A 21,377-nucleotide genomic window follows, 5' to 3' on the forward strand; every position below is an offset into this window, starting at 1 on the left:
CGTTAGATATCCCTGTTGGAAAGCCAACGGCTGCCCTGTAAAAATGAAAAAATAGCATCTGCGCTGATATCCTTCGTTTGCTGGGTCGGGCTGACCATCTGATGCTGGTTTTTACCGTAACCCCCGATCAATCCGGGATCGGTCGGACCAAAAATCGTAATATTCGGACGATCCAGCGCCGCGGTTAAATGGCTTAAACCTGTATCAACGGAAACAACAGCATTCGCTCCCGCCAGCTGCGCGGCAACCTGCGCCAGCGTGAGTTTCGGCAATACCTCGACGTGTGAAAAACCTGCTGCCAGACGCTCTGCACGCTGCCGCTCATGTTCAGCGCCCCAGGGCAGTTTAATATGGATGCCGGTAGGTTGCATTAGTTCAATCAGGCTTCGCCAGTGCGTTTCCGGCCAGTGTTTATCGTCGCGCGTTGTGGCATGCAGGAAGACAAGATAAGGCTGCGCACAGGGATCTGTATTGCGCAAAAAGTGCTGCGCAATGGCGTAGTCGCCCTGGGTTTCCGGTTTCGCATAGCCCAGACTTTTTGCAAACAGCTCGCGGGTACGTTCTACGGCATGCTGTTGCTTTACGATGTGGTGCCGACGGTTATAGAACAGGCTCGCCAGCGGTTCGCGGGCGGTATGCCAGTCCATGCCGTGCTTTACGCCGTGTGCCAGACGCGTCACCAGCGCGGCGCTTTTCACCAGCCCCTGGGCGTCGATGATGGCGTCGTAATGCTGTGCCCGCACCGCCTCACGGAAGGCTTTGCGTTCGGCTTTAATCGGCGCGGAGAACCACGCTTTGCGCCAGCGGCGGATCGCCACCGGGATCACGCGGTCAACCGCTTCATGCCAGGTGGGGATCTGCGCGAAGCCTTCTTCCACCACCCAGTCAAAACGAATGTCGGGAATGGCCCGCATGGCGTCCGTCAGTGACGGGAGCGTATGCAGAACATCGCCCATCGAAGAAGTTTTAACGATCAGTACCCGCATTCGTTATCCTTCTTCGCTCAACAGCAGTTCGTTAAGCTCTTCGAGAACGCGCTCTGGCGTAATGTCGATCAGGCTCTGATGGTAGCCTTCTGCGGCATCGCCCTTGCGTACTTTGTGATAGCCGGTGATCAGGCGGATGACGCGCGCTTTATGAGAAAGCGGGGGCGTGAAGTCCGGGCTACTTGGGCCATACAGCGCCACCAGCGGGCGGTTGAGCGCGGCGGCGACGTGCATCAGGCCCGAATCGTTGCTGACCACGGCCTCACAGGCGGCAATCAGAATAACCGCCTGTTCAAGCTGCGTTTCTCCCGCCAGATTGCGGCACCAGGCCTGCTGTTCATTACTGAGCGTCGCGAGAATTTCGTTGCCTGCCTCGTGGTCCTTTGCCGAACCGAACAGGACAATCTGGTAGCCTTCGTCAATCAGCTGTTTCGCCAGCTCCGCATAGTGGTAGTGCGGCCAGCGTTTTGCCGGGCCGAACTCGGCGCCGGGGCAGAAGCCAATGATCGGGCGTTCAGACGATAGACCAAACGCGTTACAGGTCTGGGATTTTTCACCGTCGTTAACCTGAAGCTGTGGCCACAGCAGCGGCTGCGGCAGGTCTTTCGCACTGCGCATCACGCCTTTGTCGTAGGCCAGCGCCACATAGCGCTCCACCATCAGCGGCCAGGCCTCTTTATCCAGCACCCGCGCATCGTTCAGCAGGCCGTAGCGCATTTCACCGCGCCAGCCGGTGCGATGTGGGATACCTGCAAAGAAAGGCACAAGGGCGGATTTAAAGGAGTTTGGCAGGACATACGCCCGATCGTAGCGCTTATCGCGCAGGCTATGGCCGAGCTTGCGGCGTTCGCCAATTTCCAGCGCCCCGTGGCCAAGCGGCATCGGGATCGCCTCGTTCACTTCCGGCATACGCGACAACAGCGGACGGCACCACGCGGGTGCCATCACGTCGATTATCGCCTGGGGATAACGCGCCTTGAGCGTGCGATAGAGACTTTGCGACATCATCATGTCGCCCACCCATGACGGGCCGATCACCAGAATCTTCATACTTATGCGTCGCGGTTCAGCCAGGCCATATATTCCGTTACGCCTTCGGCAACGGTCTTGAACGGCTTGTCGTAGCCTGCGGCGCGCAGGTTGGTCAGGTCAGCCTGGGTGAACGCCTGATAACGGCCTTTCAGCTTGTCAGGGAACGGAATGTACTCGATGCTGCCTTTTTTGTGATACGCCAGCGTTGCGTCAGCCACCGCCTGGAAGGACTCCGCGCGGCCTGTACCCAGGTTGAAGATGCCGGATACGCCGTTTTCCCAGAACCACAGGTTCACTGCGGCTACGTCGCCCACGTAAACGAAGTCGCGCTTAAAGCCGTCGCTGCCTTCGAACAGTTTCGGGCTTTCACCGTTATTCAGTTGGGTGTTCAGGTGGAACGCCACGCTCGCCATGCTGCCTTTGTGACCTTCGCGCGGTCCGTAGACGTTGAAGTAACGGAAGCCGACGATCTGCGAGTTCGCTTCTGGCAGCACCTGACGCACGTACTCGTCGAACAGGAATTTGGAGTAACCGTAGACGTTCAGCGGCTGTTCATACTCGCGGGATTCGATAAAGTCCGAGGTGCGGCCGCCGTAGGTTGCCGCGGAGGAGGCATACAGGAACGGAATTTCACGCTCCAGGCAGTAGTGCAGGATCTCTTTGGAGTACTGATAGTTATTGTCCATCATGTACTTGCCGTCCCACTCGGTGGTGGAAGAACACGCACCTTCGTGGAAGATGGCTTCGATCTCGCCGAACTCTTCGCCTGCCATAATCTGGATAAGGAAGTCTTCTTTATCCATGTAGTCAGCGATGTTCAGATCCACCAGGTTGACGAACTTGGTGCCGTCTTTCAGGTTGTCAACCACCAGGATGTCGGTGATGCCTTTGTCATTGAGAGCCTTAACAATATTGCTGCCGATAAAGCCCGCGCCGCCGGTAACGATGATCATAACTGTAACCTTTGAAGTGTGGAGCCCGGGGACAATCCCGGACGCTAATGTCTCTATCATATCATTAGTATGGCTGCCCTTCAGCCATTCACCTTCACAGCGCAGGGGTACGCGTGATTTATGCTGCAAAAACGACAAGAGATGACGTGTCATCTCGTCATGAACTATAGGTTTGGGTAATATGTCCCGAAATTTGCCGAGTCTGGAGAATTGCAATGCGTGGTGATTTTTACAAACAGTTAAACAGCGACCTCGACACCGCACGTGCGGAAGGGTTGTTCAAGGAAGAGCGTATTATCACGTCTGCCCAGCAGGCGGACATCACCGTTGCCGACGGCAGCCATGTGATCAACTTTTGTGCGAACAACTACTTAGGTCTTGCGAATCACCCTGAGCTGATTGCCGCTGCAAAAAACGGCATGGACACCCACGGTTTCGGCATGGCCTCCGTACGCTTTATCTGCGGTACGCAGGACAGCCACAAGCAGCTTGAGCAAAAGCTGGCGAGCTTCCTCGGAATGGAAGACGCGATTCTGTACTCCTCCTGCTTCGACGCCAACGGCGGTCTGTTTGAGACCCTGCTTGGCGCAGAAGATGCGATTATCTCCGACGCCCTGAACCACGCCTCCATCATTGACGGCGTACGCCTGTGCAAAGCGAAGCGTTTCCGCTACGCCAACAACGACATGGTCGAGCTGGAAGCGCGCCTGAAAGAGGCTCGTGAAGCGGGGGCTCGCCACGTGCTGATCGCCACCGACGGCGTGTTCTCCATGGACGGCGTGATCGCCAACCTGAAGGGCGTGTGCGACCTGGCGGATAAATACGACGCGCTGGTGATGGTTGATGACTCTCACGCGGTCGGTTTTGTCGGCGAAAACGGCCGCGGTTCCCACGAATACTGTGACGTGATGGGCCGCGTGGATATCATCACCGGTACGCTGGGCAAAGCGCTCGGCGGCGCGTCCGGCGGCTATACCGCCGCGCGTAAAGAGGTGGTCGAGTGGCTGCGCCAGCGCTCTCGCCCGTACCTGTTCTCCAACTCCCTGGCGCCGGCCATTGTTGCCGCCTCCATCAAGGTGCTGGAGATGGTGGAGTCCGGCGCTGAGCTGCGCGACCGCCTGTGGTCCAACGCCCGTCTGTTCCGTGAAAAAATGAGCGCCGCAGGGTTTACCCTGGCCGGTGCTGACCACGCGATCATTCCGGTGATGCTGGGCGATGCGGTCGTCGCGCAGCAATTTGCCCGCGAACTGCAGAAAGAAGGGATTTACGTCACCGGGTTCTTCTTCCCGGTGGTGCCAAAAGGTCAGGCGCGTATCCGCACCCAGATGTCTGCGGCGCATACGCCTGAACAAATTGAACGTGCGGTGGAAGCCTTTACCCGCATCGGCAAACAGCTGGGCGTAATTGCCTGAGGACGTGTGATGAAAGCGTTATCCAAACTGAAAGCGGAAGAAGGGATTTGGATGACCGACGTGCCGGAGCCGGAAGTCGGTCATAACGATCTGCTGATCAAAATTCGTAAAACCGCCATCTGCGGTACTGACGTTCACATCTACAACTGGGACCAGTGGTCGCAGAAAACCATTCCGGTACCGATGGTTGTCGGTCACGAATATGTCGGTGAAGTGGTGGGTATCGGCCAGGAAGTGAAAGGCTTCCAAATTGGCGATCGCGTCTCCGGTGAAGGCCATATTACCTGCGGCCACTGCCGTAACTGCCGCGGCGGACGTACGCACCTGTGCCGTAATACCATTGGCGTGGGCGTAAACCGCCCGGGCTGCTTCGCGGAATACCTGGTGATCCCGGCGTTTAACGCGTTCAAAATCCCGGACAATATCTCTGACGACCTGGCCTCCATCTTCGACCCGTTCGGCAACGCGGTGCATACGGCGCTCTCCTTCGACCTGGTCGGTGAAGACGTGCTGGTCTCCGGTGCGGGCCCAATCGGCATTATGGCGGCAGCCGTAGCGAAGCACGTGGGCGCGCGCAACGTTGTAATCACCGACGTGAACGAATACCGTCTGTCGCTGGCGCGCAAAATGGGCGTCACCCGCGCGGTGGATGTTTCGAAAGAGAGCCTGACCGACGTGATGGAAGAGCTGGGCATGACCGAAGGCTTTGACGTTGGCCTGGAGATGTCCGGCGCGCCGCCGGCATTTCGCACCATGCTCGACACCATGAACCACGGTGGCCGTATCGCGATGCTGGGTATTCCGCCGTCAGACATGTCTATCGACTGGAACAAAGTCATCTTCAAGGGGCTGTTCATCAAGGGCATCTATGGCCGCGAGATGTTCGAGACCTGGTACAAGATGGCGGCGCTGATCCAGTCCGGTCTGGATCTGTCCCCGATTATTACTCACCGTTTCTCCATCGATGAGTTCCAGCAGGGCTTTGACGCGATGCGTTCCGGCCAGTCAGGTAAAGTGATCCTGAGCTGGGATAAGTAATCAAAAAGGGGCCTGAGGCCCCTTTTTTCACTGATTCTTTTTCTCTTCGTCCGTCAGGTAACGCACCTTGCGGGTGTAGTCCTGACCTTTGAACAGCAGTTTGTTATCCGGCGATTCAAGATACTTCTGCCATTCGGAGAGGGGGAAACCGCCGTGCGCGCCAATCACCTCTTTCGGCACAACGGCTTCCTGACCGCCGATTTTCTTCGAGACCGGCCAGTTCATCCAGTCACCCAGGTTAACCGTTTTTAAATCCAGCATGTCCAGCAGCGCGGCGAGCGGCAGCTGATCGGTCGGCGGCTGCGTGTCGTCCATCAGCTCCCAGGTATCCTGGAACAGCGTCAGCCATAGCGGACAGATACGGCGCCAGGTTTTTTTGGTTGCCGCAAGAAACGCGCCGTTAACGTGATCGACCAGATACGGGCGCACCGTCTCTTTGTAATATGCCGGCACTTTCTCCTCTGGCGCACCATCCAGCTTAGCAATCATTTTGCCCTGACGGAAGCTGGAGTAGATGTGCATATCGGCCATGTTGATCTCTGGCATTTTCAGCAAGTTGAGATCGGAATCGATCATCAATACCCCTTCACCGCGAGCCTGCAGCGGGGCGTTAAGCTTCACCAGACGGCTGAGGTAGATCTGCTTATAGCGGTAACTTTCCTCACGTACGGGAAGGTTAAGCGTCACGACGCGGGTTTTCGGCGGCAGTACCCCAAAGGCGGATTCAGGCTGATCGCTGACGATGACGATTTCGCTCACCCCGGTGGCATAACGTTCCGCGAAGGTGGCAGAGAGTAATGCTTCTTCGACGAAATCTGCGCCGGTACACGGAATCACAATAGAATCCACCGCAGCAAGCGCGCCCGTCACGGGCAGAGAGCTGTAAGGAATGTTGTGTCGCCCGGTGATATGACGATAGCGAGCATTAAGAAATTTAAACATAGTTATCTCGTTTGGTTAGTGCGCGCCAAGCACGGCTTCGACACCGCTGACATAGTTTTCGATGGCATAGGTATGACAGACGTTCTGGTATGCAGCTGCCGCCAGTCGAGCCCGCAGCTCCGCATCTGCCCAGATATTGTCCAGATGCTGTGCAAGCTGTGAAACATCGCTCCAGGGGAAGAGCAGCCCTGTCGAATCATGATCAATCAACTCTGCCGTGCCGGTCACCTGAGAGCCAATCACGGGGATATTGAGAAGCATCGCTTCCAGCACCACGCGCGGCAGCCCTTCGCTTTTTGAGGCCAGAATAAAGGCGTCAAACGTAGCGAGGTAATTAAATGGGGTATTCTGAAAACCGGTGAAGATGACGTGGTTTTCAATTCCCAGCGCTCGGGCCTGTTCCGCTAAAGCGCGGCGTTCGGCACCTTCGCCGACCAGCACCATTTTCCATTTCGCCTCGGGATGCTTCTGGCTGAACTGTGCCAGCGCCTCCAGCGTGTGGTGGTTGGCTTTGCGAGGGATTAACGACCCAATACTGCCGAACACAAACGTGTCGTCATCAATGTTCAGGCGCTGGCGCATTGCGCGTCGGTCAGGTAAAGGCTGGTGGATGTCGATGGCATTATTGACCGTTGTACACAGTTCGGGCCGGACGCCATGCTGAAGCAACACGCGTTCAACGCCGTGCGAGACGGCGATGATTTTTGTGGCATGGGCATTAACCAGCTTTACCAGCGGCGGGGTCAAAACGGGCTCAATGCGGCAGTGCTGGATCAACCGCGCCTGCAGGTTCGCCGCCGCCAGATAGCCTTCCTCGTTTGAGCCCGGCTGGTTATTCATATAGAGCGTATCGAAACCGCCCTGCGTGAAAAGGGTCTCGATTTTGCTGACGTTAGGCCTGATGCGCCACATGATATCCACGTGACGCGTCAATGCCTTGCGGGCGCTGCGTGAGAAAAACAGCAGGCTACGTCCCGCTTCCTTCAACAATTTGGCCCAGACCGGCTGCGGACGTTGAGGGATCACGATGAGCGGGATGCCGATGCCGTTGAGCACCTGGCCAATTGTCTCACCTTCAGCACGACTATAATCACTGTAAAAACAACAGGTAATATCGAATTTATCGCGATTGATTCGCTTCAGGAGCTCAAGCATACTGTTGGTGCCTCCCCCCCATTCTTTACCCGTATCCAGGAGGAGAATTTTACTTTTGTGCGGCATGTCTGAATCCGTGTGCTACCCTTCATCTGACTGCATTATAAAGAATCTGTTGAAATAAAATAGATTTTTCTATTTTATTGCTCTTGAGAATTAGACAAAATTTCAAGCGTGCTTATTTGAAAAGTGTGATTCAGGACTTTAATCGTCTCTACTCATTTATATAGTATTAATAATATTAATTTAGGCTGCTATTGAGAGTGGGAAAATGTTTAAAATAACGGTCTGCTTATTAACGTTTAATTCTGAAAGATTATTGCACGATGTTATCCCGCCTCTTTTGAAAATAGCGGATGAAATTGTCGTGGTCGATTCTGGCAGTACGGACAAAACACGATATATTTGTGAAAGTTTTGGACTGCTACCTGTCTATAAAAAATTTGGCTGGCATGGCGAGCAGATGAACCATGCTATATCCTTAGCCAGCAATGACTGGGTCCTGTGCATCGACAGCGACGAAATTCTTGACCAGGAAACGGTTAATGCCGTTTTAACGTTAAAAGCAGGCGATGAGCCAGACCCCGGAATGGCATGGCGAATATGCCGCCACTGGTTTGTTCTGGGTGAAGAAGTCCGGACGATTTATCCAGTTTCATCCCCTGATTATCCTGTGCGTCTTTTTAATCGTAAACAGTCCCGGTTTAATAACAGGCCGGTAGACGATCAGGTCGAAGGTTTTCTCCGTTGTGAACGTATTCCGGGTTATGTAAAACATGATACGTTTCCCACGCTGCATGAGCTTTTTAACAAATTAAATTGTTATACAACCCGCCTGGTTCAACATCAAAAAATACGGCCCTCTATAGGGCGCGGCGTAATCAGCGCCATCGGGGCTTTTTTCAAATGGTATCTGTTTAGCGGCGCCTGGCGTAAGGGCAAAGTGGGGGTGGCGACGGGACTGTATGCCACAGCCTATAGCTTTTTGAAGTATTTCAAATCCTGGTATCAGCATCAGGAAAAAAAAGAGTCCGTTGCTAACGAGCAGACGGACTCTCAGATTGCGAAATAAGCGTCAGGCTTTCTTACCCCATCCCTGCCACTGCTGCTGGACGTATTTCACCAGGGTACTGTTACTGATGCTGTCTCCGATGACGGAGAAGAAGCGGGTCGCATAGACCGGTTCAAGTGGTTGCTTCGGTACACAGCGTTTCACGCCGCGGAACGGATTACGCGGCGCTGTCGGGGCAGGCTGCGCAGAATTTGGTGTAGAGGTATCCACCTGCGGCTCGTTCAGCAGATCGCTCGGACGCACCAGCGTGATATCGGCAGGCAAGGTCGGCAGCATCTGCTGCAGAACGCGAACGGTAGACGGGTGCGGATGACCGATGGCGATGGCTGAGCCATTGCGGCGTGCCAGCTGTACCGCGCGATTAAACTGCATGCGAATATCGGCTTCGTTCTGGGTATCATCCAGGAACACCTTGCGCTTAATCACCTTTACGCCCGTTCCCTGAGCGGCACGCATCGCCTGGCTGTTGCCGATGGTCATGCTGTCGAGGAAGTAGAGGTTGTAACGCTCCAGCGCCTGCATCACTTTGAGCATCCCGTACAGGCTTGATGTCATCGCGCTGCCCATATGGTTGTTCAGCCCTACGGCATACGGCACTTTGTTATAGGCGTCGCGGATGATGCGCTCGATCTCCTCGCTGCTCATGTCCGGGCGCAGGGTGTCTTTTTCCAGCGGCTGCTTGCTGAGCGGGGCCATCGGCAGGTGGATCAGCACCTGATGACCGCTGTTATGGGCTTTGGTCGCCATCTCACGCGCGTGGGGCGCATTTGGAAGGACGGCGACAGAAATGGCCGACGGCATCGCCAGCACCTGATTTTCATAGTGCGGACGATAACCGAAGTCATCAATCACGATAGCGAGTTTACCTGCGTATACTGGTGCAGCCAGCGCCAGCGCGCTGACGACGGAGAAAACCATTCGACGAAATTGAAGCAAAACTTATCTTCCCAACCACGGCTGTGGATTGACCGCCTGACCCTGGCGACGAATTTCGAAATAGAGTGACGGGCGGCCCTGACCGCCACTGCTGCCCACAAGGGCGATGGGTTGGCCTGCGCGCACCTGCGTGCCGACGCTGACCAGCGCGCTCTGGTTGTAGCCGTAAAGGCTCATGTCACCTTTACCGTGTTCGACCACCACCACCAGACCGTAACCCTGCAGCCAGTCGGCCAGAATCACGCGGCCATCGGCAATGGCTTTTACTTCGCTACCTTCAGACGCACCGATAACTATCCCTTTCCAACGTAGCTCACCCTGCAGCTGTTCGCCATAGCGATGCAGAATTGAACCGCGAACGGGCCAGAAAGCCTGACCGCGAGGAGAGCCCAAACCGCCGGTACGCGACATCAGGGAACGTTCGCTCTCGCTTGGCTTGTAGGTAGTGCCTTTGCGGGACGCTTCCTGCTGCTTATCGCGAACGGCCTGCGCCTCGCGAGCCTCTTTTTCGGCGCGCGCTTTCGCCGCCGCTTCCGCACGGGCGATGCTGTTACGCAGTTTTGATTCGTTGGCGCGCATTTCGCTAAGCTGGCTCTGACCTTCCTGAATGGAGGATTCAAGGCTGGAAAGGGTTTTCTTACGCTCGTTGCGCGCCTGCTCAAGCTTCGCCTGCTGGGCCTGCTGATCGTAGAGCAGAGTTTGCTGCTGGCTCTGCTTCTCTTCCAGCTCGGCTTTTTGCGTGGAGACCTCTTCGCGCGTCTGCTTCAGCTGCGCGATCGTCTCCTGACGCGCCTGGTTGAGATAGCCAAAGTAGGCCTGCAGGCGCTGGCCGCGCTGGCTCTCTTCGCCGCTGAGGATCAGCTGGAGTCCGGTATGTTCACCCTGGCGGAATGCGGCATCAAGCTGTGCGGCAAGATTGCGCTCCTGCGCGTCACGCTGGCGCTCGAGTTTGGCAATCGACGCGTTCATCTCGTCGATCTGTTTATTCAACTGGGCGAGGGTGTTTTGCGTTTCACGGAGTTTACGCGTGGCGGCGGAGATCGCCTCTTCCTGCTGCTTGAGTTGGGCGAGCAGGGCGGAGCGTTGCTGCTGCTGCTGGCGTACCGCACGCTCTTTGGCGGCGATATCGGCCTGAATGGATTTCAGCTGGTCGCGGTCATCCGCGTGGGCGGATGCGGCGCACAGCAATACGCCAGCGCTGAGTGCGCTGGCGTAAAACAGAGGTCTGACTGATAACCTAAGCGGCTTCACGACCCATGTGATTGAAAAAATCGCCTTTCCCCTCATGGGGAGCGATTATTCCACGATGAACAGCGGCTTACCAGTCATCTCTTCAGGGATCGGCATACCCATCAGCGACAGCATGGTTGGCGCGATGTCAGAAAGCTTGCCGCCTTCCACTGCTTTCAGTGATTTATCACCCACATAAATCAGCGGAACAGGCAGGTTGGTATGGGCCGTGTGCGCCTGGCCGGTCGCCGGGTCGCGCATCTGTTCAGCGTTACCGTGGTCAGCTGTGATCAGCAGCTGGCCGCCAACGGATTCAACCGCTTTCGCTACCTGCTCAACGCAGTGGTCCAGCGCTTCAACCGCTTTCACTGCCGCTTCCATCACCCCGGTATGCCCAACCATGTCGCCGTTCGGGTAGTTACAGATGATGGTGTCGTACTTACCGCTCTTGATGGCCGCAACCAGTTTTTCCGTCAATTCGGCAGAGCTCATTTCTGGCTGCAGATCGTAGGTAGCGACTTTCGGAGAGTTGATCAGAATGCGGTCTTCGCCTTTGAACGGCTCTTCAACGCCGCCGTTAAAGAAGAAGGTCACGTGCGCGTATTTTTCAGTTTCGGAAATACGCAGCTGCGTTTTGTCGTTCTTCGCCATCCACTCGCCAAAGGTATTTGCCAGAGATGCTGGCGGATACGCGCAAGGCGCTTTGATGTCTGCGGCGTATTCGGTCAGCTGGATGAAATCGAGGTTTACCACTTTCTTACGGGCAAAACCGTCGAAGTCGCTGTTGACGAACGCACGGGTGATTTCACGCGCGCGGTCAGCGCGGAAGTTCATGAAGATCAGCGCGTCGCCATCTTCCATGGCGGCGTCGGCCTGGCCTTGAGCACGAATCACGGACGCTTTCACGAATTCGTCGTTTTCATCACGCGCATAGGCCGCTTCCAGCGCTTCAACGGCGGTCGCGAACTGGAACTCGCCTTTTGCCAGGGTCATCAGGTCATAGGCCTGTTCAACGCGATCCCAGCGGTTGTCGCGGTCCATAGCGTAGTAACGGCCAATGATGGACGCTACGCGGCCTTTGCCCAGCGCGGCGAATTTCTCTTCGAAGGCTTGCAGAGAGCCTTTTGCGCTACGTGGTGGCGTATCGCGACCGTCCAGGAAGGCGTGCAGATAGATTTTTTCCGCACCGCGCTCGGCGGCCAGTTCAACCATCGCCATGATGTGATCTTCGTGGCTGTGAACGCCGCCAGCAGAGAGCAGGCCCATGATGTGTACGGCCTTGCCAGCGGCAACGGCTTTATCGACCGCGCCAGACAGCGTTGGGTTGGAGAAGAAGGTGCGTTCTTTAATTTCAACGTCCAGACGCGTCAGATCCTGATACACAATACGCCCGGCGCCCAGGTTTACGTGACCGACTTCGGAGTTGCCCATCTGGCGGTCCGGCAGACCCACTTCCAGGCCAGACGCGTCAATCAGCGTATGCGGACGTTTCGCCCACAGGGCATCCATGACCGGGGTTTTGGCGTTGAAAATAGCGTTATCCTGGCTATCTTCACGGTAGCCATAGCCATCCAGAATCACCAGTACCATAGGTTTTTTAGAAACCGACATTGCGACAACCTCATGCTCAAGAGTCAAAATTTGCGTAATTTTACTACAGCTGAATCGATCAAATAGCCGCAGAAGATCAAAGAAAGCGCAGGGGCAAGATGTTCACCAGACCATTTTGAGGCATTTTTTTAGGTGGCATGCCGCAGAAAATGGATTAGGTTATGGTCGCTGGCTGTATTTGCCAGAACGCACAGGTATACTCCTGTCCTGGTTTTTTTATCACTTAGTCGGGAGTAGTTACCCTCCATGCAAGAAATTATGCAATTCGTTAGCCGCCATCCGGTTCTGAGCATCGCGTGGATTGGCCTGCTGGCTGCTGTGCTGTTCACCACATTTAAGAGCCTGACGTCTAAAATTAAGGTTATCACCCGTGGTGAAGCGACGCGTCTGATTAACAAAGAAGATGCCGTCGTGGTCGATCTGCGTCAGCGTGACGATTTCCGCAAAGGTCACATTGCGGGCGCAATCAACCTGCTGCCAGCTGAAATCAAAGCGAACAACGTCGGTGAGCTTGAGAAACACAAAGCCCAGCCGATTATCGTTGTCGATGCGACCGGCATGCAGGCACAGGAATCTGCCAGCGCGCTTCATAAAGCAGGCTTCGAAAACGTAACGGTGCTGAAAGAAGGTATTTCCGGCTGGAGCGGGGAAAATCTTCCTTTGGTACGCGGTAAATAAGGAGTTCAGTCATGGCCAATATTGAGATCTATACCAAAGCGACGTGCCCGTTCTGTCATCGTGCGAAAGCGCTGCTGAACAGCAAAGGCGTCACGTTCCAGGAACTGCCGATCGACGGTGACGCGATTAAACGCGAAGAGATGATCAAACGTAGTGGTCGCACGACGGTTCCGCAGATTTTTATTGATGCGCAGCACATTGGCGGCTGTGATGACTTGTATGCGCTCGACGCCCGTGGTGGACTCGATCCGCTGCTGAGCTAAGAGACTTTAGGACAATTAAAAAGGGTATTTCCATGTCAGAACAAAACAACACCGAAATGACTTTCCAGATCCAGCGTATCTACACCAAGGACGTCTCTTTCGAAGCGCCAAATGCGCCACATGTTTTCCAGAAAGATTGGCAGCCAGAGGTTAAACTTGATCTGGATACCGCATCTACCCAACTGGCAGATGACGTGTATGAAGTCGTGCTGCGTGTGACCGTTACCGCATCTCTGGGTGAAGAAACTGCATTCCTGTGTGAAGTACAGCAGGGCGGCATCTTCTCTATCGGCGGTATCGAAGGCAACCAGATGGCGCATTGCCTGGGTGCGTACTGCCCGAACATTCTGTTCCCGTATGCGCGTGAATGCATCACCAGCCTGGTTTCTCGCGGTACATTCCCGCAACTGAACCTTGCGCCAGTTAACTTTGATGCGCTGTTCATGAACTATCTGCAGCAGCAAGCTGGCGAAGGTGCTGAACAACATCAGGATGCCTGATGAGCACTGTTAATGCGTCAATGACTGTGATCGGTGCCGGCTCATACGGCACCGCTCTTGCCATCACGCTGGCAAGAAATGGTCACGAAGTGGTTCTCTGGGGCCACGATCCAAAACATATCGCAACGCTGCAACGCGACCGTTGTAACGTGGCGTTTCTTCCGGACGTTCCGTTCCCCGACTCCCTGCACCTTGAAAGCGACCTTGCGACCGCGCTGGCGGCCAGCCGCAACATTCTGATTGTGGTCCCGAGCCATGTATTTGGCGACGTGCTCCGTCAGATTAAGCCGCTGATGCGCCCGGATGCGCGCATTGTCTGGGCGACAAAAGGACTGGAAGCCGAAACCGGACGCCTGCTGCAGGACGTTGCCCGCGAAGCGCTGGGTGATGAGATCCCGCTGGCGGTCATCTCCGGCCCGACCTTTGCCAAAGAGCTGGCCGCTGGTCTGCCGACCGCGATTTCGCTGGCCTCCACCGATCAGGCCTTCTCCGACGATCTTCAACAGCTGCTGCACTGCGGCAAGAGCTTCCGCGTCTACAGCAACCCCGATTTTATCGGCGTGCAGCTGGGCGGTGCGGTGAAGAACGTGATTGCGATTGGTGCCGGAATGTCAGACGGCATTGGTTTTGGTGCCAATGCGCGTACGGCGCTGATCACCCGAGGACTGACCGAAATGTCCCGCCTGGGCGAAGCGCTGGGTGCCGATCCGGCCACCTTTATGGGGATGGCTGGCCTGGGCGACCTGGTGCTGACCTGTACCGATAACCAGTCTCGTAACCGCCGTTTTGGCATGATGCTCGGACAGGGCAGCGATGTTAAAGGCGCGCAGGAGAAGATTGGTCAGGTGGTTGAAGGCTACCGCAATACCAGGGAAGTCCGCGAGTTGGCGCACCGTTTCGGTGTCGAAATGCCAATAACCGAGGAAATTTATCAGGTATTGTATTGCGGAAAAAATGCGCGCGAGGCAGCATTGACCTTATTAGGTCGTGCGCGCAAGGACGAGCGCAGCAGTAACTAGTCGGAACCGTTGTCACCTGAATGACCCAGCCAGCGCAGAACTGGCTGGTCATTAACTATCGTCTGGAGTAAGCAATGCCGTGTGAAGAACTGGATATCGTCTGGAACAATATTAAAGCCGAAGCCCGGGCGCTGGCCGACTGCGAGCCTATGCTGGCCAGTTTTTACCACGCGACGCTACTCAAGCACGAAAATCTCGGCAGCGCGCTGAGCTATATGCTCGCCAACAAGCTGGCTTCCTCGATCATGCCAGCTATCGCCATTCGTGAAGTGGTGGAAGAGGCGTACGCCGCAGACCCGGAAATGATCGCCTCTGCCGCCTGCGATATCCAGGCCGTGCGCACGCGTGACCCGGCGGTCGATAAATATTCTACGCCGCTGCTGTACCTGAAAGGCTTCCACGCCCTTCAGGCTTACCGCATCGGCCACTGGCTGTGGAATGAAGGCCGCCGCGCGCTGGCGATCTTCCTGCAAAACCAGGTTTCCGTGACGTTCCAGGTCGATATTCACCCGGCGGCAAAGATTGGCCGCGGGATCATGCTCGACCACGCCACCGGGATTGTCGTCGGGGAAACGGCGGTGATTGAAGATGACGTCTCGATCCTGCAGTCGGTTACCCTGGGCGGTACCGGTAAAACCAGCGGCGATCGCCATCCGAAAATCCGTGAAGGGGTGATGATTGGCGCGGGTGCCAAAATCCTCGGCAATATTGAAGTCGGGCGCGGCGCGAAGATCGGCGCAGGCTCCGTGGTGCTCCAGCCCGTGCCGCCGCATACCACCGCCGCTGGCGTACCGGCGCGCATCGTCGGTAAACCAGACAGCGATAAGCCTTCCATGGACATGGATCAGCACTTCAACGGCATTCACCATACGTTCGAGTATGGTGACGGCATTTAACTTCTGAGAATGGCGCCCGGATACCCCAGCTGGCGCCATGCTTCATACACCACCACCGACACCGCGTTCGACAGGTTCATGCTGCGGCTGTCCGGCATCATCGGAATACGGATTTTCTGCTCAGCGGGCAGGGCATCCAGGATCGTGGCCGGCAGGCCGCGGGTTTCCGGGCCAAACATCAGATAGTCACCTGCCTGATAGTTCACGGCGCTATGCGCTGGCGTGCCTTTGGTGGTCAGGGCGAACATGCGCTGCGGCTTCTCTGTTTCCAGAAACGCGGCGTAATCGTGATGGCGAACGACGGCGGTAAATTCATGATAATCCAGCCCTGCGCGACGCAGGCGTTTGTCGTCCCACGTAAAGCCCATCGGCTCAATGATATGCAGACGAAAACCGGTGTTGGCACACAGGCGGATAATATTGCCGGTATTTGGCGGAATTTCTGGTTCGAATAAAACGATGTTAAGCATGCTGCCCCCTTAATTGCGGGGGCAGAATAGCAGAAAAGAGAGGAACTACGCGACGCCGGGTTCCTGCGAGCGGCTGTACAGCATTTTGTAGACGGTTGCCGCAGCGGCCACCAGAGCGGGAACGCTGAGGATCATTAAAATACTGTCTGCCTGCCACTGCATAGCGAGAAGCTGGGCGCTGGTCATGGTTCCCGCCACGCCGCCAAAGCGGCCGATCCCCTGCATCCAGGCGATGCCCGTCGCGCGGCACTCGGTAGGGTAAAAGGTGGCGGCCAGGGTTTGCATGCCCGATTGCGCGCCGTTCATCGCGATCCCCATCAGGAAAATCAGCCCACCAAACAGAGCGATATGGTTATGCTCAATACCCAGTAAAAGAATAAGGCCCATTGTCAGCACGAAACCACACGCGACAACTTTATGCGCTTCCCAGCGGTCCATCATCCAGCCCGCGAGCAGAATGCCTGCGGTGCCGCCGAAGGTGAACAGCGAGGTGAGCCAGGCGGATTCCGCCAGAGCATAGCCCATCCCCTGCATCAGCGTTGGCATCCAGCTAAGCAGGACGTAGTAAATCACCAGCCCCATAAAATAGGTCACCCACAGCATCAGGGTGCCGGGCAGCCAGGGCATAGAAAACAGCTGCGACACGCTCCCTTTTTTAGAGGCGACTTTCTCCTCCGCCAGGAAAAAGCCCGTGACGCCATCCAGCGTGCTGCGGGCGAACCGGCTGGCGATACGGCGGACCTGCATGACGTCTTTCCCGCGCTGCACCAGAAACTTCACGGACTCCGGTAAAAACAGCCCCAGCAGCAGCGTTAAAATCAGCGGCGCAATCGCCCCGGTCAGCAGCACGCTTCGCCAGCCGTGATGGGGGATAAGCCAGGAAGAGATCGCGCCGCCGCCCGCCGCACCCAGAGGGAAGCCGCAGTACATGGTATTAATCGCCATGGCGCGACAGCGCTGGGGGGCAAACTCCGAGATCAGCGTGATGGCGTTAGGCATTGCGGCACCGAGGCCCAGGCCCGTCAGAAAGCGCCACAGCGTGAGCGTATTCAGACTTTGCGCCCAGGCCGTCCCCAGGCTCGCAAGGCCGAAGAACAGGCACGAAAAGACCAGCACGCGCTTGCGACCCATCCGGTCCGATACCGGACCAGCAATCAGCGCGCCCAGCGACAGCCCCAGCAGCGCCGCGCTCAGCACCGGCCCCAGATCCTGTTTGTGTATCCCCCATTCTGCCGACAGCGTAGGCGCGATGTAACCCATCGCCGCCGTATCAAAACCATCGATCGCCAGAACCAGAAAGCCCAGCACAATGAGCAGCCAGTGAAACCCTGAAAAGGAACTCTCATCGATCACCTGCTGAATATCCACCTTACCTGAATACGCCATACGCTCCCCTCCGATCTGATGTTGTTTTTGTGTTCTTGTATTTGCTTGTCTATACAATTGCGGACGGCAGGTGGATGTCAAATTTTCTTATCTAATATGTTATCTGGATGTTATTTTTGGCGTAAAAAAGCGCCCGAGGGGGAAATCGGGCGCGTGAGAAAGGGGGATTAATCGGAGAAGGTCAGGCCGCGTTTCCCTGAGCCAGGGGAGCCAGCGCCGCCGGTAATTTGCTTAACTCCTGCACCAGAGAATCCTTACTGATTTCGCTAATCGTTCTTGCACCTGTCAGCGTCATCGCTACCTTCATCTCTTTTTCGATCAGGTTGAGCAGATTCGCCACCCCTGCCTGGCCCGCCGTCGCCAGCGCATACAGATACGCGCGCCCCAGCAGCACGCTGTCGGCGCCGAGCGCAATCATGCGCACCACGTCCAGCCCGTTGCGGATGCCGCTGTCGGCCAGGATCGCAATATCGCCTTTCACCGCATCGGCGATGGCCGGCAGGGCGCGTGCGGAAGAGAGCACACCGTCAAGCTGGCGTCCGCCGTGGTTAGAGACCACAATCCCGTCTGCGCCAAAGCGTACCGCGTCGCGGGCATCTTCCGGATCGAGGATCCCTTTGATCACCATCGGGCCGTCCCAGAACTCGCGGATCCACTCCAGGTCTTTCCACGAGATCGACGGATCGAAGTTGTTCGCCAGCCAGCCGATGTAATCTTCCAGCCCGGTCGGTTTACCGAGGTAAGCCGAGATATTGCCCAGATCGTGCGGACGACCGTTCAGGCCGACATCCCACGCCCACTGCGGATGGGTCATGGCCTGCCAGTAGCGGCGCAGGGCGGCATTCGGGCCGCTCATGCCGGAGTGGGCATCACGATAGCGTGCCCCGGGCGTTGGCATATCGACGGTAAAGACCAGCGTGGAGCAGCCCGCCGCTTTGGCGCGCTCGAGCGCGTTGCGCATAAAGCCGCGATCGCGCAGGACGTACAGCTGGAACCACATTGGGCGCTTGATGGTCGGTGCTACCTCTTCAATCGGGCAGACGGACACGGTGGAAAGCGTAAACGGAATGCCTTTGGCATCCGCCGCAGCGGCAGCCTGCACTTCACCGCGGCGGGCATACATGCCGCATAAGCCTACAGGCGCGAGCGCCACGGGCATGGAGAGCGTTTCGTTGAACAGCTTCGTCTCAAGGCTCAGGTCAGACATATTCTTCAGCACGCGCTGGCGCAGAGCCACCTCCGACAGATCTTCCACGTTGCGGCGCAGGGTGTATTCGGCATACGCCCCGCCGTCGATATAGTGGAACAGGAACGGGGGCAAAATGCGCTGCGCCGCGGCGCGATAGTCACTGGCTGCTGAAATAATCATGCTTTGTTCTCCCTGGAAATATCACTGTCGCCAGGCAGACGGGTAATACGCGCCTGTCGGGCCTGGTCTTCATCGAATCGTTTAATGGTGGTGTGCACGAAACCGAGATGCGCCATCATCGCTTTGCGTGCGGCCTCGGCATCACCGGCCAGAATGGCGTTGAGCACCGCCTCGTGCTGTTCTGTGAGCTGGGCAAACACCGGCGGAACCAGATACATGCGCTGGCGGCTCTGCTTCACGGAGGATTGCAGCAGGTCGAAGAACCCGCGCATGGTCTGAAGCAGCACCACGTTGTGCGACGCCTCGGCAATCGCCAGGTGAAAACGGACGTCCGCCTGGGAGGCGATGTCCGGGTCGCTGCTTTGCGTGGCCTCAAAGCAGGCGATGAGTTTCTCTTTGTCGGCGTCGGTTGCCCGCATGGCCGCGTGCCAGGCGGTACTGGTTTCGATGGCGTGACGCGCTTCAAGGATGTCGAAGCTGTAGTCCGGGTCGTTCTCCATCAGCGTCTTCAGGGGCTGCACGATGTTTTGCTCGGACCAGTCGTCATGCTGCCAGCGCACAAAGGTGCCGCCGCCGCGACGGCTCACCAGCACCCCTTCGCTGACCAGCGTCGCCAGCGCCTCGCGCAGTGAATTGCGCGACACGCCAAGCTGGGCGGCAAGCTGGCGTTCGGCGGGCAACTTCATGCCCGCTTCCAGCTGCTGTTCTTCAATCAGCGCCCGCACGCGAGAGGCAATCTCGTCGGACAGGCGTCTGGGCATCACTATCATGGGATCATCCAGGTTAAGACATAGGCCTGCAGGGTGGTGATCACCCCGACCATGCAGGTGAATATCAGGCTGTGTTTCACGGTAAAGCGGAACAGATCCGACTCTTTACCGACCAGTCCCACCGCCGCACAGGCAATGGCGATGGATTGTGGAGAGATCATTTTCCCGGTCACGCCGCCGGTGGTGTTCGCGGCCACCAGCAGGACATCCGACACGCCAATCTGCTGGGCTGCCGTTGCCTGCAGCGCGGCAAACAGGGCGTTAGACGAGGTATCGGAACCGGTCAGGAACACCCCCAGCCAGCCGAGGAACGGCGAGAAGAAGGTGAAGGCGTGGCTGGTATGGGCCAGCGCCAGCGCCAGCGTCGATGACAGGCCGGAGTAGTTCGAGATAAACGCGAACGCCAGCACCATGCCGATGGAGTAAATCGGCAGCATCAGCTCTTTAATGGTCGCGGCAAAGGTCTGCACCGCGGCCGCAGGCTTCATGCGCAGCCACACCACGGAAAGGATCGCGGCAAACAGGATGGCGGTACCGGTGGCGGAGAACCAGTCGAATTTATAGACCGCGGCATACGGCGTAGCGGCGTGCACCACCGGCGGCATACGGGCGACCATCTTGTCGAGGAACGGTACGGAGATGTTAATCACCATGTCGTACAGCGCGCCGCCCGGGGCGAACAGGGCTTTAAACGGCGGAATGCTCCACAGGGTGACCGTTGCGGTCAGGAACAGGAACGGCGACCAGGCGCGGATCACCTGTCCTGCCGTATAGCCCGTACGCGCCAGGGTTTGATCGACCTGCGAGGCGCCCATGTCGGCGAAGCGGAAGATACGTACCGGCTGCCAGCGTTTCAGGAACAGCGTCAGACAGACCAGCGACACCAGCGAGGAGATGATGTCAGGCAGCTCCGGGCCGAGGAAGTTCGAGCTGAGGTATTGAGCGATAGCGAACGAACCGCCCGCTACCATCACCGCAGGCCAGGTCTCCTTCACGCCGCGCCAGCCGTCCATAATCGCCATGATCCAGAACAGGACGATAATGGTCAGGAAGGGCAGCTGGCGGCCGACCATCTGGCCGATCTCGAAGCTGTCCAGCCCGGTGACCTGTCCGGCCACCAGTATCGGAATACCCATCGCGCCAAATGCAACCGGCGCGGTGTTCACAATCAGGCACAGGCCAGCGGCATAGAGCGGGTTAAAGCCCAGACCGACCAGCAGCGCGGCGGTGATCGCCACCGGTGCGCCAAAGCCTGCCGCACCTTCCAGAAACGCCCCGAAGGAGAAGCCGACAATCAGCATCTGCAGGCGCTGGTCCGGCGTGATGGAAAGAATCGACGAGCGGATAATGTCGAACTGCCCGGTTTTCACCGAGATTTTATAGACAAAGACCGCCGCGATGATGATCCACGCAATCGGCCACAGGCCGTAGAAGAAACCGTAGACGACGGAGGCCAGCGCGCGATCGACCGGCATTTTATAGAAGAACAGCGCCACCATCAGGGCGATAGCAACGGTATACGTCGCGGCGAGGTAGCCCTTCAGCTTGAGCTTAATCAGCGCAAAGAAGAAGAACAGAATCGGAAGCGATGCGATCAGGCTCGACAGCCAGATATTTCCGGCCGGGTCGTAGTTTTGTTGCCAGAGGCTCATGCAGGTC

The 21,377-nt window shown here is 57.0% G+C and carries 21 protein-coding genes; 8 read left to right on the forward strand and 13 right to left on the reverse strand.

Going from position 1 to position 21,377, the window contains the following annotated elements; translation table 11 throughout:
- Positions 1-2 precede the first annotated feature (2 nt).
- Genes rfaC through rfaD form a run of 3 tightly spaced genes read right to left on the reverse strand, consistent with a single transcriptional unit; the run spans position 3 to position 2,971 of the window.
- Positions 3-986 (reverse strand): lipopolysaccharide heptosyltransferase RfaC, encoded by a 984-nt coding sequence (rfaC, locus tag HCH49_RS18850; protein WP_033147035.1) that lies wholly within the window; start codon positions 984-986, stop codon positions 3-5.
- A 3-nt stretch (positions 987-989) separates the two neighbouring features.
- A complete protein-coding gene (gene rfaF, locus HCH49_RS18855; protein ID WP_069303476.1) occupies positions 990-2,036 on the reverse strand; it encodes an ADP-heptose--LPS heptosyltransferase RfaF in 1,047 nt (348 codons plus the stop codon).
- 2 nt (positions 2,037-2,038) lie between these two features.
- Positions 2,039-2,971: an ADP-glyceromanno-heptose 6-epimerase gene (gene rfaD, locus HCH49_RS18860; RefSeq protein WP_008502707.1), complete on the reverse strand. Its 933-nt coding sequence runs from the start codon at positions 2,969-2,971 to the stop codon at positions 2,039-2,041.
- Positions 2,972-3,186: 215 nt separating this feature from the next.
- On the opposite strand from rfaD, the gene kbl reads away from it, so the two are divergent.
- Complete coding sequence (gene kbl, locus HCH49_RS18865) at positions 3,187-4,383, forward strand: glycine C-acetyltransferase (protein ID WP_024906617.1); 1,197 nt, start codon at positions 3,187-3,189, stop codon at positions 4,381-4,383.
- A 9-nt stretch (positions 4,384-4,392) separates the two neighbouring features.
- On the forward strand, positions 4,393-5,421 hold the full coding sequence (gene tdh / locus HCH49_RS18870; protein WP_023309906.1) for an L-threonine 3-dehydrogenase: 1,029 nt from the start codon (positions 4,393-4,395) through the stop codon (positions 5,419-5,421).
- Positions 5,422-5,448: 27 nt separating this feature from the next.
- On the opposite strand, the gene HCH49_RS18875 is transcribed toward tdh, so the two are convergent.
- Both HCH49_RS18875 and HCH49_RS18880 read right to left on the reverse strand, forming a co-directional pair.
- Positions 5,449-6,363 carry a hypothetical protein gene (locus HCH49_RS18875; protein WP_094935084.1) on the reverse strand — a complete coding sequence of 305 codons (915 nt, stop codon included), beginning with the start codon at positions 6,361-6,363 and terminating at the stop codon, positions 5,449-5,451.
- A gap of 15 nt (positions 6,364-6,378) precedes the next feature.
- A complete protein-coding gene (locus HCH49_RS18880; RefSeq protein WP_214538998.1) occupies positions 6,379-7,584 on the reverse strand; it encodes a glycosyltransferase in 1,206 nt (401 codons plus the stop codon).
- Between the two features lie 205 nt (positions 7,585-7,789).
- On the opposite strand from HCH49_RS18880, the gene HCH49_RS18885 reads away from it, so the two are divergent.
- Complete coding sequence (locus tag HCH49_RS18885; RefSeq protein ID WP_182071931.1) at positions 7,790-8,590, forward strand: glycosyltransferase family 2 protein; 801 nt, start codon at positions 7,790-7,792, stop codon at positions 8,588-8,590.
- A 3-nt stretch (positions 8,591-8,593) separates the two neighbouring features.
- Here HCH49_RS18885 and HCH49_RS18890 read toward each other — a convergent pair whose 3' ends face one another.
- The 3 genes from HCH49_RS18890 to gpmM are packed head-to-tail and all read right to left on the reverse strand — an operon-like array spanning position 8,594 to position 12,367.
- The gene (locus tag HCH49_RS18890) at positions 8,594-9,526 is read right to left on the reverse strand and encodes a divergent polysaccharide deacetylase family protein (RefSeq protein WP_121426011.1); all 933 of its coding nucleotides are present in this window, start codon (positions 9,524-9,526) and stop codon (positions 8,594-8,596) included.
- 3 nt (positions 9,527-9,529) lie between these two features.
- Positions 9,530-10,789 carry a murein hydrolase activator EnvC gene (gene envC / locus HCH49_RS18895; RefSeq protein ID WP_232938891.1) on the reverse strand — a complete coding sequence of 420 codons (1,260 nt, stop codon included), beginning with the start codon at positions 10,787-10,789 and terminating at the stop codon, positions 9,530-9,532.
- A gap of 33 nt (positions 10,790-10,822) precedes the next feature.
- Positions 10,823-12,367 (reverse strand): 2,3-bisphosphoglycerate-independent phosphoglycerate mutase, encoded by a 1,545-nt coding sequence (gene gpmM / locus HCH49_RS18900; protein ID WP_219940388.1) that lies wholly within the window; start codon positions 12,365-12,367, stop codon positions 10,823-10,825.
- A 246-nt stretch (positions 12,368-12,613) separates the two neighbouring features.
- Between gpmM and HCH49_RS18905 the strand changes: the two genes are divergently transcribed.
- The 5 genes from HCH49_RS18905 (at position 12,614) to cysE (ending at position 15,723) form a co-directional block, all read left to right on the forward strand.
- Positions 12,614-13,045, forward strand: a complete 432-nt coding sequence (locus tag HCH49_RS18905; protein WP_023309913.1) for a rhodanese-like domain-containing protein — start codon at positions 12,614-12,616, stop codon at positions 13,043-13,045.
- An 11-nt stretch (positions 13,046-13,056) separates the two neighbouring features.
- Positions 13,057-13,308 (forward strand): glutaredoxin 3, encoded by a 252-nt coding sequence (gene grxC / locus HCH49_RS18910; RefSeq protein WP_023309914.1) that lies wholly within the window; start codon positions 13,057-13,059, stop codon positions 13,306-13,308.
- 32 nt (positions 13,309-13,340) lie between these two features.
- On the forward strand, positions 13,341-13,808 hold the full coding sequence (gene secB, locus HCH49_RS18915) for a protein-export chaperone SecB (RefSeq protein WP_003860835.1): 468 nt from the start codon (positions 13,341-13,343) through the stop codon (positions 13,806-13,808).
- Positions 13,808-14,827, forward strand: coding sequence for an NAD(P)H-dependent glycerol-3-phosphate dehydrogenase (gene gpsA, locus HCH49_RS18920; RefSeq protein WP_033147029.1), 1,020 nt, complete (start codon positions 13,808-13,810; stop codon positions 14,825-14,827). Before secB ends, gpsA begins: the two co-directional genes overlap by 1 nt.
- A gap of 74 nt (positions 14,828-14,901) precedes the next feature.
- On the forward strand, positions 14,902-15,723 hold the full coding sequence (gene cysE, locus HCH49_RS18925) for a serine O-acetyltransferase (RefSeq protein WP_008502718.1): 822 nt from the start codon (positions 14,902-14,904) through the stop codon (positions 15,721-15,723).
- Here cysE and trmL read toward each other — a convergent pair.
- From trmL to lldP, 5 genes are all read right to left on the reverse strand, one after another.
- Positions 15,720-16,193: a tRNA (uridine(34)/cytosine(34)/5-carboxymethylaminomethyluridine(34)-2'-O)-methyltransferase TrmL gene (gene trmL / locus HCH49_RS18930; protein ID WP_048975590.1), complete on the reverse strand. Its 474-nt coding sequence runs from the start codon at positions 16,191-16,193 to the stop codon at positions 15,720-15,722. The two genes, cysE and trmL, sit on opposite strands and share 4 nt — an antisense overlap.
- A gap of 45 nt (positions 16,194-16,238) precedes the next feature.
- Complete coding sequence (locus HCH49_RS18935; RefSeq protein ID WP_048975589.1) at positions 16,239-17,579, reverse strand: MFS transporter; 1,341 nt, start codon at positions 17,577-17,579, stop codon at positions 16,239-16,241.
- A gap of 181 nt (positions 17,580-17,760) precedes the next feature.
- Positions 17,761-18,948, reverse strand: coding sequence for an FMN-dependent L-lactate dehydrogenase LldD (gene lldD / locus HCH49_RS18940; protein WP_058841867.1), 1,188 nt, complete (start codon positions 18,946-18,948; stop codon positions 17,761-17,763).
- A complete protein-coding gene (gene lldR / locus HCH49_RS18945) occupies positions 18,945-19,718 on the reverse strand; it encodes a transcriptional regulator LldR (RefSeq protein ID WP_023294814.1) in 774 nt (257 codons plus the stop codon). The genes lldD and lldR overlap by 4 nt, the downstream gene beginning before the upstream one ends.
- Positions 19,715-21,370 carry an L-lactate permease gene (gene lldP, locus HCH49_RS18950; protein WP_032650757.1) on the reverse strand — a complete coding sequence of 552 codons (1,656 nt, stop codon included), beginning with the start codon at positions 21,368-21,370 and terminating at the stop codon, positions 19,715-19,717. The genes lldR and lldP overlap by 4 nt, the downstream gene beginning before the upstream one ends.
- Between the last annotated feature and the right edge of the window lie 7 nt (positions 21,371-21,377).

Origin of the sequence: Enterobacter sp. Y17 (genome assembly GCF_019730495.1) — a bacterium.
In the GTDB taxonomy this organism is placed as follows: domain Bacteria; phylum Pseudomonadota; class Gammaproteobacteria; order Enterobacterales; family Enterobacteriaceae; genus Enterobacter; species Enterobacter asburiae_B.

What these genes read in the sequence shown, in the direction of transcription:
- rfaC (WP_033147035.1), bottom strand. Translation starts at nt 986, where the DNA reads ATGCGGGTACTGATCGTTAAAACTTCTTCGATGGGCGATGTTCTGCAT.
- rfaF (WP_069303476.1), bottom strand. Translation starts at nt 2,036, where the DNA reads ATGAAGATTCTGGTGATCGGCCCGTCATGGGTGGGCGACATGATGATG.
- rfaD (WP_008502707.1), bottom strand. Translation starts at nt 2,971, where the DNA reads ATGATCATCGTTACCGGCGGCGCGGGCTTTATCGGCAGCAATATTGTT.
- kbl (WP_024906617.1), top strand. Translation starts at nt 3,187, where the DNA reads ATGCGTGGTGATTTTTACAAACAGTTAAACAGCGACCTCGACACCGCA.
- tdh (WP_023309906.1), top strand. Translation starts at nt 4,393, where the DNA reads ATGAAAGCGTTATCCAAACTGAAAGCGGAAGAAGGGATTTGGATGACC.
- HCH49_RS18875 (WP_094935084.1), bottom strand. Translation starts at nt 6,363, where the DNA reads ATGTTTAAATTTCTTAATGCTCGCTATCGTCATATCACCGGGCGACAC.
- HCH49_RS18880 (WP_214538998.1), bottom strand. Translation starts at nt 7,584, where the DNA reads ATGCCGCACAAAAGTAAAATTCTCCTCCTGGATACGGGTAAAGAATGG.
- HCH49_RS18885 (WP_182071931.1), top strand. Translation starts at nt 7,790, where the DNA reads ATGTTTAAAATAACGGTCTGCTTATTAACGTTTAATTCTGAAAGATTA.
- gpmM (WP_219940388.1), bottom strand. Translation starts at nt 12,367, where the DNA reads ATGTCGGTTTCTAAAAAACCTATGGTACTGGTGATTCTGGATGGCTAT.
- HCH49_RS18905 (WP_023309913.1), top strand. Translation starts at nt 12,614, where the DNA reads ATGCAAGAAATTATGCAATTCGTTAGCCGCCATCCGGTTCTGAGCATC.
- grxC (WP_023309914.1), top strand. Translation starts at nt 13,057, where the DNA reads ATGGCCAATATTGAGATCTATACCAAAGCGACGTGCCCGTTCTGTCAT.
- secB (WP_003860835.1), top strand. Translation starts at nt 13,341, where the DNA reads ATGTCAGAACAAAACAACACCGAAATGACTTTCCAGATCCAGCGTATC.
- gpsA (WP_033147029.1), top strand. Translation starts at nt 13,808, where the DNA reads ATGAGCACTGTTAATGCGTCAATGACTGTGATCGGTGCCGGCTCATAC.
- cysE (WP_008502718.1), top strand. Translation starts at nt 14,902, where the DNA reads ATGCCGTGTGAAGAACTGGATATCGTCTGGAACAATATTAAAGCCGAA.
- trmL (WP_048975590.1), bottom strand. Translation starts at nt 16,193, where the DNA reads ATGCTTAACATCGTTTTATTCGAACCAGAAATTCCGCCAAATACCGGC.
- HCH49_RS18935 (WP_048975589.1), bottom strand. Translation starts at nt 17,579, where the DNA reads ATGGCGTATTCAGGTAAGGTGGATATTCAGCAGGTGATCGATGAGAGT.
- lldD (WP_058841867.1), bottom strand. Translation starts at nt 18,948, where the DNA reads ATGATTATTTCAGCAGCCAGTGACTATCGCGCCGCGGCGCAGCGCATT.
- lldR (WP_023294814.1), bottom strand. Translation starts at nt 19,718, where the DNA reads ATGATAGTGATGCCCAGACGCCTGTCCGACGAGATTGCCTCTCGCGTG.
- lldP (WP_032650757.1), bottom strand. Translation starts at nt 21,370, where the DNA reads ATGAGCCTCTGGCAACAAAACTACGACCCGGCCGGAAATATCTGGCTG.